The sequence below is a fragment of the Pseudophaeobacter flagellatus genome, assembly GCF_021228235.1.
Classification (GTDB): Bacteria; Pseudomonadota; Alphaproteobacteria; order Rhodobacterales; family Rhodobacteraceae; genus Pseudophaeobacter; species Pseudophaeobacter flagellatus.
Window position 1 is genome coordinate 234,091 of record NZ_JAJQRG010000004.1, and the last position, 12,636, is coordinate 246,726.

At 60.7% G+C, this 12,636-nt stretch carries 15 protein-coding genes; 6 read left to right on the plus strand and 9 right to left on the minus strand.

Annotated elements, in window-relative coordinates:
- Positions 1-2: 2 nt before the first annotated feature.
- A complete protein-coding gene (locus LRK71_RS10060; RefSeq protein ID WP_232403076.1) occupies positions 3-449 on the plus strand; it encodes a molybdenum cofactor biosynthesis protein MoaE in 447 nt (148 codons plus the stop codon).
- A gap of 339 nt (positions 450-788) precedes the next feature.
- On the opposite strand, the gene LRK71_RS10065 is transcribed toward LRK71_RS10060, so the two are convergent.
- The 3 genes from LRK71_RS10065 to ubiA are packed head-to-tail and all read right to left on the minus strand — an operon-like array spanning position 789 to position 4,087.
- Positions 789-1,106 (minus strand): hypothetical protein, encoded by a 318-nt coding sequence (locus LRK71_RS10065; protein WP_232403077.1) that lies wholly within the window; start codon positions 1,104-1,106, stop codon positions 789-791.
- Entirely contained in the window at positions 1,103-3,064 is a 1,962-nt protein-coding gene (locus LRK71_RS10070) for an OmpA family protein (protein WP_232403078.1), read from the minus strand. Before LRK71_RS10070 ends, LRK71_RS10065 begins: the two co-directional genes overlap by 4 nt.
- 60 nt (positions 3,065-3,124) lie before the next feature.
- Positions 3,125-4,087: a 4-hydroxybenzoate octaprenyltransferase gene (gene ubiA / locus LRK71_RS10075; protein ID WP_232403079.1), complete on the minus strand. Its 963-nt coding sequence runs from the start codon at positions 4,085-4,087 to the stop codon at positions 3,125-3,127.
- An 11-nt stretch (positions 4,088-4,098) separates the two neighbouring features.
- Here ubiA and LRK71_RS10080 point away from each other — a divergent pair, with 11 nt between their 5' ends.
- The 3 genes from LRK71_RS10080 to LRK71_RS10090 all read left to right on the plus strand — a co-directional run bounded on the left by LRK71_RS10080 (position 4,099) and on the right by LRK71_RS10090 (position 6,889).
- Positions 4,099-4,824 (plus strand): 16S rRNA (uracil(1498)-N(3))-methyltransferase, encoded by a 726-nt coding sequence (locus LRK71_RS10080; protein WP_232403080.1) that lies wholly within the window; start codon positions 4,099-4,101, stop codon positions 4,822-4,824.
- A 102-nt stretch (positions 4,825-4,926) separates the two neighbouring features.
- A complete protein-coding gene (locus LRK71_RS10085) occupies positions 4,927-5,454 on the plus strand; it encodes a hypothetical protein (RefSeq protein WP_232403081.1) in 528 nt (175 codons plus the stop codon).
- A 64-nt stretch (positions 5,455-5,518) separates the two neighbouring features.
- Positions 5,519-6,889 carry a glutamate--cysteine ligase gene (locus LRK71_RS10090; protein ID WP_232403083.1) on the plus strand — a complete coding sequence of 457 codons (1,371 nt, stop codon included), beginning with the start codon at positions 5,519-5,521 and terminating at the stop codon, positions 6,887-6,889.
- 115 nt (positions 6,890-7,004) lie between these two features.
- Here LRK71_RS10090 and LRK71_RS10095 read toward each other — a convergent pair whose 3' ends face one another.
- Both LRK71_RS10095 and LRK71_RS10100 read right to left on the minus strand, forming a co-directional pair.
- Positions 7,005-7,820: a fatty acid desaturase gene (locus LRK71_RS10095; protein ID WP_269751696.1), complete on the minus strand. Its 816-nt coding sequence runs from the start codon at positions 7,818-7,820 to the stop codon at positions 7,005-7,007.
- Positions 7,821-7,958: 138 nt separating this feature from the next.
- A complete protein-coding gene (locus LRK71_RS10100; protein WP_232403086.1) occupies positions 7,959-8,495 on the minus strand; it encodes a GbsR/MarR family transcriptional regulator in 537 nt (178 codons plus the stop codon).
- 124 nt (positions 8,496-8,619) lie between these two features.
- On the opposite strand from LRK71_RS10100, the gene LRK71_RS10105 reads away from it, so the two are divergent.
- A complete protein-coding gene (locus tag LRK71_RS10105) occupies positions 8,620-8,877 on the plus strand; it encodes a hypothetical protein (RefSeq protein ID WP_232403090.1) in 258 nt (85 codons plus the stop codon).
- A gap of 102 nt (positions 8,878-8,979) precedes the next feature.
- Here LRK71_RS10105 and LRK71_RS10110 read toward each other — a convergent pair whose 3' ends face one another.
- Positions 8,980-9,453 carry a YHS domain-containing (seleno)protein gene (locus LRK71_RS10110; protein WP_232403091.1) on the minus strand — a complete coding sequence of 158 codons (474 nt, stop codon included), beginning with the start codon at positions 9,451-9,453 and terminating at the stop codon, positions 8,980-8,982.
- A gap of 425 nt (positions 9,454-9,878) precedes the next feature.
- On the opposite strand from LRK71_RS10110, the gene lfb1 reads away from it, so the two are divergent.
- Positions 9,879-10,241, plus strand: coding sequence for an LIC10280 family protein (lfb1, locus tag LRK71_RS10115; RefSeq protein ID WP_232403093.1), 363 nt, complete (start codon positions 9,879-9,881; stop codon positions 10,239-10,241).
- An 86-nt stretch (positions 10,242-10,327) separates the two neighbouring features.
- On the opposite strand, the gene plsY is transcribed toward lfb1, so the two are convergent.
- From plsY to LRK71_RS10130, 3 genes are read right to left on the minus strand one after another with little or no spacing between them, the layout of a single operon-like run.
- Positions 10,328-10,933: a glycerol-3-phosphate 1-O-acyltransferase PlsY gene (gene plsY, locus LRK71_RS10120; protein WP_232403104.1), complete on the minus strand. Its 606-nt coding sequence runs from the start codon at positions 10,931-10,933 to the stop codon at positions 10,328-10,330.
- On the minus strand, positions 10,933-12,243 hold the full coding sequence (gene pyrC / locus LRK71_RS10125) for a dihydroorotase (protein ID WP_232403106.1): 1,311 nt from the start codon (positions 12,241-12,243) through the stop codon (positions 10,933-10,935). Before pyrC ends, plsY begins: the two co-directional genes overlap by 1 nt.
- On the minus strand, positions 12,240-12,635 hold the full coding sequence (locus LRK71_RS10130) for a hypothetical protein (RefSeq protein ID WP_232403108.1): 396 nt from the start codon (positions 12,633-12,635) through the stop codon (positions 12,240-12,242). The genes pyrC and LRK71_RS10130 overlap by 4 nt, the downstream gene beginning before the upstream one ends.
- Position 12,636 lies beyond the last annotated feature (1 nt).

Below are 12,636 nucleotides of genomic sequence, written 5' to 3' on the forward strand. Positions count from 1 at the left end.
GGATGCAGGTGCGGGTGCAGGAGGCCGGGTTTGATCTGGGCGCGCAGAGCGATGCATTTGCCGCAGGCTGTTCTGGTGCCGGGGCCATTGTGACCTTTACCGGGGTGGTCCGCGATGCCGAGGGCGGAGGCCTGGTTGCGATGGAGATCGAGCACTATCCGGGAATGACGCAAAAGGCATTGGAAAAGATCGCCGCAGAGGCCGAGGCCCGCTGGTCCCTGGCGGATGTGCTGGTGATTCACCGCTATGGACGCCTGAAGCCGGGGGCGCGGATCATGATGGTGGCCACCGCAGCCCGTCACCGCAGAGATGCCTTTGAGGCGGCGGAATATATGATGGACTACCTGAAATCGCGCGCGCCGTTCTGGAAGAAGGAAATCCTGCAGGATGGGGCATCTGAATGGGTCTCGGCCAAGGCTGATGACGAAGATGCCCTGACGCGCTGGTAAGCAGCGGGCCTGGCATCCGGCGATCTGTTCACTGGGGCGGCTAACTGGTCACACAGGCTGGTGATACTGGCCAGGCACCTGGTGCGCGGTGCCGAAACTCTTTCAGACAGTCTAGTTGCCCTGGAGCGGGCATGCCTTGAGCAGAGCATCCTAGGCTGCGGGGGCAGGGGGCTCCCGCCTGTTGCGCCACATTCATAGAATATGGCTGCTCAGTTGGGTCCGGCTCTGCGCGAGGCGCAGAGCCGTCGCGTGCGGTGGCACCTGGTGTCCGCCTGTTTGCCGGGCGGTCTACCTGATTGGCCTGACAGGGACTGGCCGGTTTGTCGCAGCCTGCCCCTGTCAGTCCCGGTGCAACTGGCTGCGTATTTCCTCGGCCTCGCGGCGGGCATCGCGCAGGCCATCCATGGCGGCGCGCAGTTCCGCTTCGGTTTGGGTCAGCTGGTTGGTCAGCTCTGCCTCGCGCTGTTGCAGATAGGTGATCGCCTGATCGCGGGTTTCCTCGGCCTCGTGCAGTTCTTGGCTCATCCGGTCCAGATCGGCGACGTCGCTTTGGCGCACGCGGGTAAAGCGGTGGACCAGCCAGTTTGCAAACCAGCCCAGGGCAAAGGCGGCAAACAGGATGATTGCGGTGGTGAGGATGAACTCTGCTCTGTTCATTGTCCTGAGGTCTCCTGTTCGGTGTTGCTGGTGGTGTTGCTGTCCTGATCGGCGGGGGGATCTTGGGCGTCGTCGGTGTCAGCCTGGTCTTCGGTGGCGGCGGTGGCGGCTGCCCCTTCGAGGGTGGTTTCCCCTTCGGCATTGGTTTCCGGCAGGATCAGGCGGAATTCGATGCGGCGGTTGGCCTCGCGGCCCTCTTCGGTGTCGTTAGAGGCAATGGGTCGGCTTTCACCATAGCCGCTGGCAACGTAGGCAGAGGTACGAATACGCCGGGCACGCAGTTCGTTGAGAATTGACTGCGCCCGCGCCTGGCTTAGCGTCTGGTTCATGCCCTCACGGCCCTGACTGTCGGTATGGCCTTGAATTTCCAGCCGCACGGGACCGCAGCGTTCCAGAATGGTAGAGATATGATCCAGCACGACACTACTGCCGGCGGCAACGGTGGCAGAGCCGGGTTCAAAGCCGATCTTGCCAGAGCTGGCCTGCGCCCCGGCCAGCTGTGCGGCGCAGAGTTCGGCTGGCAGCGGCTGGTCTTCGGGGATGGGCGGTTCTTCATAGGTGAGGGCCAGCTCATAACTTTCGGCCTCTCCCAGTTTTTCCGCCAGAAACCCCGATACTACGGCGAGGGTGTCTTCCCGGTGGCTCATACCGCGCAGTTGCAGGTTGTCAGGGGTGACAGTGACCGCGCCGCGCTCCAGATGTGACAGGGCCTCTAGCCCGGCAAGAACCCGCACCGGCCAGTCGCGGGGCAAATCCGTCACCACGCGGGTGGCGGTATGCACCGCATCAGAGCCAAAGCGCGCCTGGGCATAGCTGCTTGCGATGTCGCGGGATATCTCATCATTGATACGCCCCCGCAGCTGGACCTGCCCCTCGGGACTAAGGGTTGCGGTGAATTCGGGCGGTCCGGCGCTGGCATCGCTGCTGGGCGTTGGCAGCACCGCATGTAGGGCAAAGACCTCGGGAAGGGCGTTTTCCAGCTCTCCGACCACCTTGTCGAACAGGGCAGGTGGGGTGGCTTCGGCGGCGACCAGGGTGATATCGGCATTGGCGATTGTTACGGTGCCCTGGCCCAGGGCGGCCAGGCTGGCGATACTAAGAGCGCTGGCGCGCGACCAGTTGGGTGAAGGCACGCCCATGCCGATGACGCAGTCCGCCCGCCCCTCTAACCCAGCGGCGCGGGCCGCATTCAGGATATAGGCGCGGCTCTCGGCGCTTTCGGCAGAGCAGGCGTCAAAATGGGCGCCGCCCTCGTCGATCAAAAAGCGCAGGGTAAAGGGTGTGATGACCGGCCGGGCGGCGGTGATGTCCAGCACCAGATGCAGCTCTGGTGGGGCCAGCCGGGTAAGCTGGTCCCGCAGAATGTCTTTGGCGGCGGCAGATTCCGCCATGGTGGTGATCTTGATGCGTTCTGCATCAACCGAAATCTTTGCTCGTGGCAGCAGCTCCAGCGCGGCAATGGCATAGCGCAGCGCAGCCTCCCAGCCCTTGGGCACCGGGTATTCGGCGGTTTCAAGCAGATCAGCAACCTGGCCTGCCTCGCGCAGCCCGTTCAGCTGTTTCACCAGATCGGCGCGGGAGGAGGAGGTCGGGATCAGCCCGATTATGGATATGCCACTATGATTGCGCAGAATTTCCGCAGAAAAACGTGGTGGCGCGATCCCCTTTGAGGGGGGGACGGACATCTCGTCGATCACCCGTGAGGCATCAACAATGCCCCCCGCCAGCGACAGCGCCGCAAAGCGCGTGGCCTCGTCCGGGGCGGTGCCTTGCAGGCGAACCCGCAATCCGTCAGAGGTGACCTCGGCCCAGCCCATATCTCTGTCATCCAGGGCACGACGCAGGTTGGTTTCGCTGTTCTGTTCTACTGCGGTCACGGCAAAACTGGCGGCAACAAGGCTGATACCAGCTGCTGCGGCAAAGGTCAGAGTCGGGATCAAAAGCGATGACAGGCGCATAAATTGGCTATTCCCCGGAAAAACTGCCTCTTGTGTATAGCCCCAAGCCCGGCGGTTCAATCAGGTGAACATGGCAAGGATAAAGAAAATAAGCGGAATCAAGCCGGTATCGCGGTTGAGTCGAAACAGTTGCAACAGGCGCTGGTTGTTAGAGGCGTCAAAAACCCGTAATTGCCAGGTCATATGCCAGCCCATGGCCCAGGGGCCAACCAGGGCCAACCCCAGGGTCCAGTAGTGCTGCTCCAGATCAAGGGCGAGAATGATCGCCAGTGCCATCAGGCTGACAGTGGCGACAATAAAGCGGCGCAGCCAGGCTGGGGTGTCGTCGCCAAACAGCCGGGCGGTGGATTTCACCCCGATCAGCGCGTCATCCTCGGTGTCCTGATGGGCATAGATGGTGTCGTAAAACAGGGTCCAGCTGATCCCGGCAAGATAAAGAAACACCGCAGGCCAGTGCAGAGCGCCTGTATGCGCCGTCCAGGCCAAAAGCGCGCCCCAGTTGAAGGCCAGCCCCAAAAACACCTGCGGCCACCAGGTAAAGCGTTTGGCAAAGGGATAGATGGCCACTGGCAGCAGGGCCAGAATCCCCATCGAGATGGCCATCTGGTTGAAGGTCAGCAGAATGCCAAAGGACAGCAAGGCCTGCACCACCATCCAGATGACCGCGCCGCGCAGCGTTACCTGCCCCGATGGGATCGGGCGCGAACGGGTGCGTTCTACTGCGCCGTCGATATTGCGATCAGTGATGTCATTCCAGGTGCAGCCCGCCCCGCGCATCAGCCAGGCCCCAAGGGCGCAGGCCAGGGCGATCCAGGCGTCTTCCCAGCGCGGCGCGCCATCCCAGAGGATCGCCAGCGCCAGCCCCCACCAGCAGGGGATCAGCAAAAGCCAGGTGCCAATGGGTCTGTCCGCCCGGCTCAGCCGCAGGTAGGGGCGGCTCCAGGCTGGTGCAATTTGATCAACCCAGTTGTCTTTGACCGCATCTGCGACCTGCCCATCTGGTTTTGGCGCGTCACCTTGCATATGTAGGCCTCATGAGTGCAAAAATCAGACTGTATGTAGAGCACCCCTTGGGGGCAGGGCAATCCATTCCTCTGGAGAAGGAACAGGCGCATTACCTCTTTGGGGTGATGCGACTGCGTCTGGGCGGGGCTGTGGCGCTGTTCAACGGCCGCGATGGCGAATGGCAGGCCGAAGTGACAGAGGCGGGGAAACGCACCGGCGTGCTGACCTGTCTTGAACAAAGCAAACCGTTGCAGATGCCGCCGGATCTGTGGCTGATCTTTGCCCCGATCAAAAAGGTGCGTACCGATTTTATCGTGGAAAAGGCGGCCGAGATGGGGGCCGCGCGCATCCTGCCGGTGGGGACTGATTACACCAATTCGGAACGTATCCGTCAGGACCGGCTGCAGGCCCATGCGGTTGAGGCCGCCGAGCAATGCGGCGGCACCTATGTGCCCGAGGTCGGCGAGTTGCAGAAACTGTCGCGCCTGTTGGATGACTGGCCCGCCGATCGCCAGCTGATGTTCTGCGATGAGGCCGAGGTGGGCAATGCGCTGCAGCTTGCCGCGCAGGATCACAAAGATGCGCCTTGGGCGATTGTGATCGGCCCCGAGGGCGGCTTTTCCGACAAGGAACGCAGCCGCCTGCACGCGATGGAACAGGCGCATGTTGTCAGCCTTGGCCCGCGCATCCTGCGGGCGGATACCGCCGCCGTGGCGGCCATGACCCTGTGGCAGCAAACACTTGGGGATTGGTGATAACTCGAAGACAGGCCTGGCCCTTCCCCAAGGCAGCCCCCAAGGCAGCGCCGCACTAACTAATATGAGCTTGCAATCAATGCCCCTGATGGGAGAAAGCAGATGAGTTTCATTCGGCCCGAGGCCCGCGAAGCGCTTTGGCGCTGGCGTGAATTGATCGTGGCGGCGTTGATGCTGCTGGTGGGGCTGAAATGGGCCTTTACCTCCTATGGTGTGACCGAAGTCACCGGCTGGGCCTTGGTGGCGGTCGGCCTGGTGATTGCCGTGATTGGCGCGCAGCGGCTGCGCTTTCGTATAGGGGCTGGTGGCCCCGGTGTGGTGCGGGTGGACGAGGGGCAGATCGCCTATTTTGGTCCGCTTACCGGGGGGGCGGTTGCCACCTCTGAACTGCAGCGGTTGCGGCTGGACCATACTGCCAAACCGCCGCATTGGGTGTTGGAACAAGAGGGACAGGAGCCTTTGGAAATTCCGGTCAATGCCGAAGGGAACGAGGCCCTGTTCGACGTTTTTGCCGCCCTTCCGGGCCTGCGCACCGAACGGATGCTCAGCGAGCTGCGCCGCAATGGTTCTCACCAGGTCGTGATCTGGGAGCGCAGCCCATCGCGCCCTGCGCACCAAAGGCTGCATTGACACCAGCATTGATTCCGCTCACCACTGTTTTCCCAAGATAACCCTACAGGACGGAGTGCCCGGCATGTCCATTCCCCAGTCCGGCGGCGGACCCATTGAGCGCCACGAACAATTGGCCGAATATCTGGCCAGCGGCTGCAAACCCCGCGATGCCTGGCGCATCGGGACCGAGCATGAAAAGTTCGGCTATTGCAAGGATACGCTCAAACCGCTGCCCTTTGAGGGAGAGCGCTCTATCGTGGCGGTGCTGCAGGGGCTGCGCGACAGCTATGGCTGGTCCGAGGTGACCGAGGGCGGCAAGCTGATCGGGTTGGAAAAGGACGGTGCCAATGTCAGCCTGGAACCTGGCGGCGCGCTGGAACTGTCTGGCGCCCCACTGGAAACCATTCATGAGACTTGCGACGAGGTGAACACCCACCTGCGCGAGGTCAAGGACATCTCTGACAAGATCGGCGTCGGTTTTATCGGTCTGGGCGCCGCCCCCATCTGGACCCACGATGAAATGCCGCTGATGCCCAAGGGACGTTATCGGCTGATGAACGACTACATGGCCAAGGTTGGCACCATGGGGCGCGACATGATGCGCCGTACCACCACGGTGCAGGTCAATATCGACTTTGGGTCTGAGGCAGACATGGTGCAGAAATTGCGCGTCGCTCTGGCGCTGCAGCCAGTGGCCACGGCGCTGTTTGCCAATTCGCCCTTCTTTGAGGGCAAGCCCAATGGCCACAAATCCTGGCGCAGCAAGATCTGGCGGCATCTGGACGACAGCCGCACCGGCATGTTGCCCTTTGTCTTTGACGAAGGCTTTGGCTTTGAAGCCTATGTGCAATATGCGCTGGATGTGCCGATGTATTTTGTCTACCGCGACGGCGAATACATCAATGCGCTTGGCATGTCTTTCCGCGATTTCCTGCAGGGGAAACTACCGGCCCTGCCCGGTGAAACCCCCAGCCTGTCGGATTGGGCGGATCACCTGACCACAGCCTTCCCCGAAGCGCGGATCAAGAAATACATGGAAATGCGTGGGGCTGATGGTGGCCCTTGGCGGCGTCTTTGCGCGCTGCCTGCCTTCTGGGTGGGGCTCACCTATGATCAGAGTGCACTGGATGCGGCCTGGGATCTGGTCAAACACTGGGACGCCGAGACCCGCGAAGGGCTGCGCGTTGCGGCCTCGCGCGATGGGCTGCAGGCTGAGGTCAATGGCATCAAGATGCACGACCTGGCACGTGAAGTGGTGGCGATCTCGGAGTCGGGACTGAAAAATCGCGCCTGTCCCGGTGCCGGCGGGTTGGTGCCGGATGAGACCCATTTCCTGAATGCGCTGAAAGACAGCCTCGACAGCGGCAAGGTGCCGGCGGATGAGCTGCTGGAGCGCTATCACGGGGACTGGGGCGGCGATCTGACCCGGATCTACGCTGATTACAGCTATTAAAGACCAAGAGACAAACAGATATAAAGGGGGCGCCGCTGAGACGCCCCTTTTTCTTGCTGCTGTTGGTCTTAGGCGGCGCCTGCCAGTGGATCGGGTGTGGCGACGACGCCAGTCCTTAGAGGGTGGGGCGATCCAGCAACTGGAAAACCGGAAGGCGGCTTGCGGCATAGCCCGGGACACCGGCGTCCAGACGGTTGGCCAGATCTGGCAAGCGAATGACGGGGACCCTTGGAAACAGGTGGTGTTCGCGGTGATAGAACATCAGATAGGCAAGTTTTGCCAGTACCCCGCGCTGGCTACGCCCTGCCAGACCAGATTGTGCAGTGCCCTGATGGGTAATCCAGACCGCAAAAAACGCGGTTAGGCATTGCGCGACGATCATGGCCACCATGTGGAGCAGCAAAAAACGATAGCCACTCCAGAGGCAGAGCCCAACAAAGAGGGCGACAAATGCCCCGTCTCTCAGGATCCGCCACCGCCACTTTTGTGCAGCAAGACGCCAGCATGCGCGGATCAAATCGATGGGAAAGCGTGGCCCGTAGATCAGCACCTGTGTCGCAGTCATGCGCCCGCAACGACCTTCGTGGTCATTTGGCCCCATGGCGTGGCGGTGATGTTGCATGTGGCTCCAGGCGATGGAGGTATTACAGCCAAGCATCACGGCGCTAAGCAGGTGCAAAAGCGCGATGTCCCATTTTCTGGAAATCCCGAGATTCCCGTGAATCGCTTCATGGTTCAGCCGTAGGGCGCAGAGAAAGAACATGAAGCTCGCCACTGCCCCAAATGGCCAAAGAGGCGAGACATACAGCCCCCAAGAGAGTATGAGCCAGGGCAGAGGGAGGCTGACTTCGAGCCAGAGTTGATACTTTGGCAGCTGCACCAGGTCTTTCCAGCGGACATTTTGTGGGGCGTGTTCACAGGGGGCGCACATTGGTACTTCCGTTCTTTCGCGAGGGTTTGGCAAAGAGGTTCAGGTCTTTCTTAGGTGGTCTTGATTTTCTATTATTTCTGCGCTGGTAGTCATTTCTGTCATTTGAGAAAGCTCTAGGTAAATTTTTTTGCGACTGGTTTAGTCCTTGGGTTTGCCGCCTGGCAGAAAGCGCACCAGCCTGGCGCCCAGCTTCAGCACTGCCAGATGCACGGATCGGGGCAGGCGGGCGAAATCGACATACCAGTCGTCAAACATCTGCATTACCCGCAGGGTCTCCCCCATGCGCTCCTTGACCACGGCGGGCGTCTTATCGGTCTCGGCCTCTTGCATCCCCGCGTCCAGCGCCCGCAGGGTGGGGGCAAATTCGCGCTCGCGCCGGGCTGCGATCACCGCATCCACCAGATCAAACATGTCGCGGATCGAGGTGAAGTGATCGCGCCGATCCCCCAATTGCCGCGAAGCTTTAACCAGCCCTTGGGATTGCAGCTCTTTCAGCCCGTTGGAGACATTGGAGCGTGCCAGATTCAGCGTCTCGCAGATTTCATCCGCCGTCATGGCATCGGGGGAGATATGCAGCAGCGCGTGGATCTGCGCCACCGACCGGTTCACCCCCCATTTGGAGCCCATCTCCCCCCAGTGGAGGATAAAGTTCTGCATTGCAGGGGTGAGGTTCATTTCGTAAGTCCTGTTATTTCTGTAATGACAGAAATGCATGAAATCAGTGCGGCGTCAAGATAATTTCCTTGTCAGGATACAGCAGGGGCGCGACAAATGTGGCCGTTGAACCTAGGAGGATAAAATGCGCGATACATTTATTGGTCTGTTTGAAAAACTGGTTGGGGTCTTTGTAATCCTGCTCTGTGTCGGTGTCCTGGTCGGCACTGTCGCGGCCTTTCTGGCCCCTGCGCCAAACGGAGGCCTATTGCCAGCCCTGGGCATCCTGGTGGTGGGATCCATCTACGCCATTTTTATGGGGGGGATGATGTATCTCTTTCTGGGCGTATATCACAACACAAAGCGCACGGCTGAGGCTATTGAAGAGCTGGCAAATCGCTAACCGCGTCTAAGGAAATGACCAACCGGCGAGGCTCAATTGCTCCGCCGGTTGTGAGCGGTGCAAGTTAGGATGGCCAAAGTAAAGCCGCCCTGACTGCCTGACTTACTGCTGCAAGGCTGCTGGCTCTACGTCGGCAATGGTTTCCCAATGGCCATTGGCGTCTTCCACGAAACCTGGGATATTGCCTTCCCAACGGGTCTGAATGTCCTTGGACAGGTTCAGGTACAGTGTGTTGTCGACGATCTTCCAGTAGGTTGGGTCGCCATCAAACTTGAATCCCATGGCGGTGCCAAAGGCGCAGTAGCCGCCATAGGCGGGCAGATATGCTTCGGGGTTGGCCTCAAACTGGGCTTTGTGCTCTTCCGAGGCAAAGCGGTATGTCGCGTCGTCAAATACAGTTGTGATTTTATAGCTGCCCTTGGCGGGGGCGCCGTCGGTGAAATAGGCGACGGGGTCATAGCCCTGCAGCGCAAGCCCGGTCGAGGAGGCGTTGATTTCGACGCCAGCGGCCAGGGCAGAAGTGGCCAATGCAACCGAAAGGGCCACGCCGCCCAGCAGGGTTTTGAATGTGTTCATGGGTCTTTTCCTTTCCATATCGTGCCGGGGCTGTCATCCTGCCCAGGACCGATGTTTCATTAATATCTGTGCTGACCAGTCTGCTGTGGACTTTGCGTTCTGGCTGTCACAACACCGATGTGGCGCGGGCCGTGTTCACGTTCAATCAAACTGTTTTTGATTGCGCGCCTGCCCAAAGGGGATGTTCGTATATGCACGCAAATATCGATCACGATGTGATGAGGTGCAGTAATGCAAATGTTCTGGCGCGGGCTAACCTAGTGAAGATATTGTGTATTAATTAATTTTTACAAATAGTTAGGTGAAGTGTGGCGCGTGACGACCACTCCGGTTAGGTCGGCGTGGGCAGGATCTTAACCCTCGGCAGTAGGACAGGCAAAACCGGCCCTTGCAGGCGAAGACACATCCAAACAGGAGCACGAAGCATGGCAAATCTATTTTCCCGACGCAGAGCGATGGGCGGCCTGACCGCGCTATTGACGCTTTCTCTGGTGTTTCTGGCCGATTTGGCGAGCGCCCAAAGCGTTACAGGCAGCTACCGCGTCGAGGGGCGCAATCCCGATGGCAGCGCCTATAGCGGCAGGGTGCAGATAAGCGGCACTGCCAAGGCGCTGGTTGTGGAATGGCAGGTGGCCAATCAGCGGTATACGGGCAAGGGCAGTCGCAACGGCGATGTGGTCTGGATCGATTGGGGGCAGAGATACCCGGTGGTCTATCTGCGCATGCCCAGTGGCGAGTTGCACGGCACCTGGGCTAATGGTCGCGGGTTGGAGCGGCTTATCCCGTGACGCCCGCGCCCGCCCCCATCGGGCTGGTACGCGCCGGTTTTCCGCCAGCGGCCTGTGCCCGTTTCAGGGGCGGGCATAGGCCTCAGTCACTTTTGGCCAATGCGGGGTTCCATGCCTGTGCGCAGCCGGGTGATATTGGCGCTATGGCGCCAAAAGACGATCACCGCCAGCAGCACTGCCAGTGCCATGCTGGATTGATAGTGCAACAGGTAGGCCCAGATCGGAGCAGCCAGTGCTGCGGTCAGGGCGCTGAGCGATGAAATCCGGCTGACTGCCGCTGCCGCAACCCAGCTCAGGCAGCAGGCAATGCCCACCGGCCAGGCTAGGGCAAGCATTAATCCGAGAAAGGTTGCGACCCCCTTGCCACCTTTGAATTTTAACCAGACCGGGAAACAATGTCCGACAAAGGCCATCAGCCCAGCCAGCTGCGCCGCATCCTCGCCGGCCAAAGCGCGGGTCAATAGCACCGCCGCCGCGCCCTTGCCGCCATCCAGGATCAATGTCGCCGCCGCGGCGGCCTTGCTGCCGGTGCGCAGCACATTGGTGGTGCCGATATTGCCCGAACCGATCTCGCGCAGATTGCCCAGCCCCATGGCGCGCGTCAGCACCAGCCCAAAGGGGATCGACCCCAAGAAATAGCCAATCACGGCCCAGAGCAGTAAGAGGGGAAGGGCGGTCTCAAATACGGGCATCAGTCTCTCCGGTATACCGGCGCGCCGGTGACATAGGTTGCCAGCACCCTGCCCTGCATGCGCTGGCCATCATAGGGGGTATTTTGCGATTTTGACTTCAATTGGAACCGATCCATCACAAAGGGTTGGTCAGGGTCAAACAGTACTAGATCGGCCGGAGCCCCGGTCGCCAGCCGCCCAGAGGCCAAGCCAAGCCGTTTGGCCGGGTTCAGGGCAAGGGCCCGGAACAGGGTGGGCAGGTCCAAAAGATCCGCATGATATAGACGCATCGCGGCCGCCAGCAATGTCTCCAGCGCCACGGCCCCGGCGGCGGCCTCTTCAAAGGGCAGGCGCTTGCTTTCTTCATCCTGCGGCGTGTGCATCGAGGAAATCGTGTCGATCAGCCCGGTGCGCACCGCTTCGGCGACCGCCAGCCGGTCGTCCTCGCTGCGCAGTGGCGGCTTTACCTTGAAGAAGGTGCGATAGTCCGCCACGTCCAGTTCGTTCAGGGTCAGATGGTGGATCGAGGTGCCAGCGGTGATGTCCAGGCCATTGGCCTTGGCCCGTTCCAGCGCGGGCAGGGCGCGGGCGGTGGTGATCTGGTCGGCATGGTATTTGGCCCCGGTCATTTCCAGCAGCGCAATGTCGCGATCCAGCCCCATTCGTTCCGCCATCGGCGATACGGCAGGCAATCCGCGAAGCGCCGCAAACTTGCCCGATGTCGCCGCAGCCCCGGCGCTGAGCAGCGGTTCCTGCGGATGGGCAATCACCAGCGCCCCGCAAGAGCGCGCATAGGTCAGCGCGCGGGAAAACACCTTGGTGTTGCTGACCACATGGTCACAGTCGGAAAAGGCCACCGCACCGGCATCCATCAGAAAACCGATTTCCGTCATCTCGCATCCCTCGCGCCCCTTGGTCAGTGCGGCCATGGGCAGCACATGCACCGGCGCATCTGCCTGGGCGCGCCGGGTGACAAATTCCAGGGTTTCCGGGCTGTCGATGCTCGGCGTGGTATCAGGCCGGGTGACAATGGTGGTTACACCGCCAGCGGCAGCGGCGAGGCCAGCAGTCTTATAGCTCTCCTTGTGGCGCTCGCCCGGTTCGCAGACCTTGACGCCAATATCGACAATGCCGGGGGCCAGACATTTGCCACCACAGTCGAAGACCTCGGCGCTGTTTTCGTCAATGTTTCGCGCACGAAACAGTTGCCCAGGCTCCGTTCCCTCGGGCAAGACCTCGGTAATCTTGCCATCCTGAACCAGTAAGGCCCCCAGACTATCGGTGTCGGCTTCGGGGTCAATCAGGCGGGCGTTGATAAAAAGAAGGGTCATGCAACGGGCCTTTCGATGGCGTGATTTAGGGCAGCGACGGTGGTGCTGGGCGACGATTGATATTTGATCAGGTGCTTGTCACCGCCTTTGGTGATCACCTGCACATAGGATCCCATGGTCTTGACCGCCTCGATCTGATCCAGCGGCACCCGGCGCTCGGCAGGGCCGGTCAGCACACCATCAGAAATACGCCAGACCACGGCCAGCTCTTCGCTCATCATGTACCAGCCACGCAGGCCGATGGCCCCCAGCCCGCCAATGGCTCCGGTCCAGACATAGGGGTTTCCAATTGCCCAGAGGATCACCATGCCCGCCACCATGGCAATCGCGGCCATCCAGGCATGGGCGGTGATATAGGCGCTGCGGTTTGGGTTGAATTCGATCACATTCATT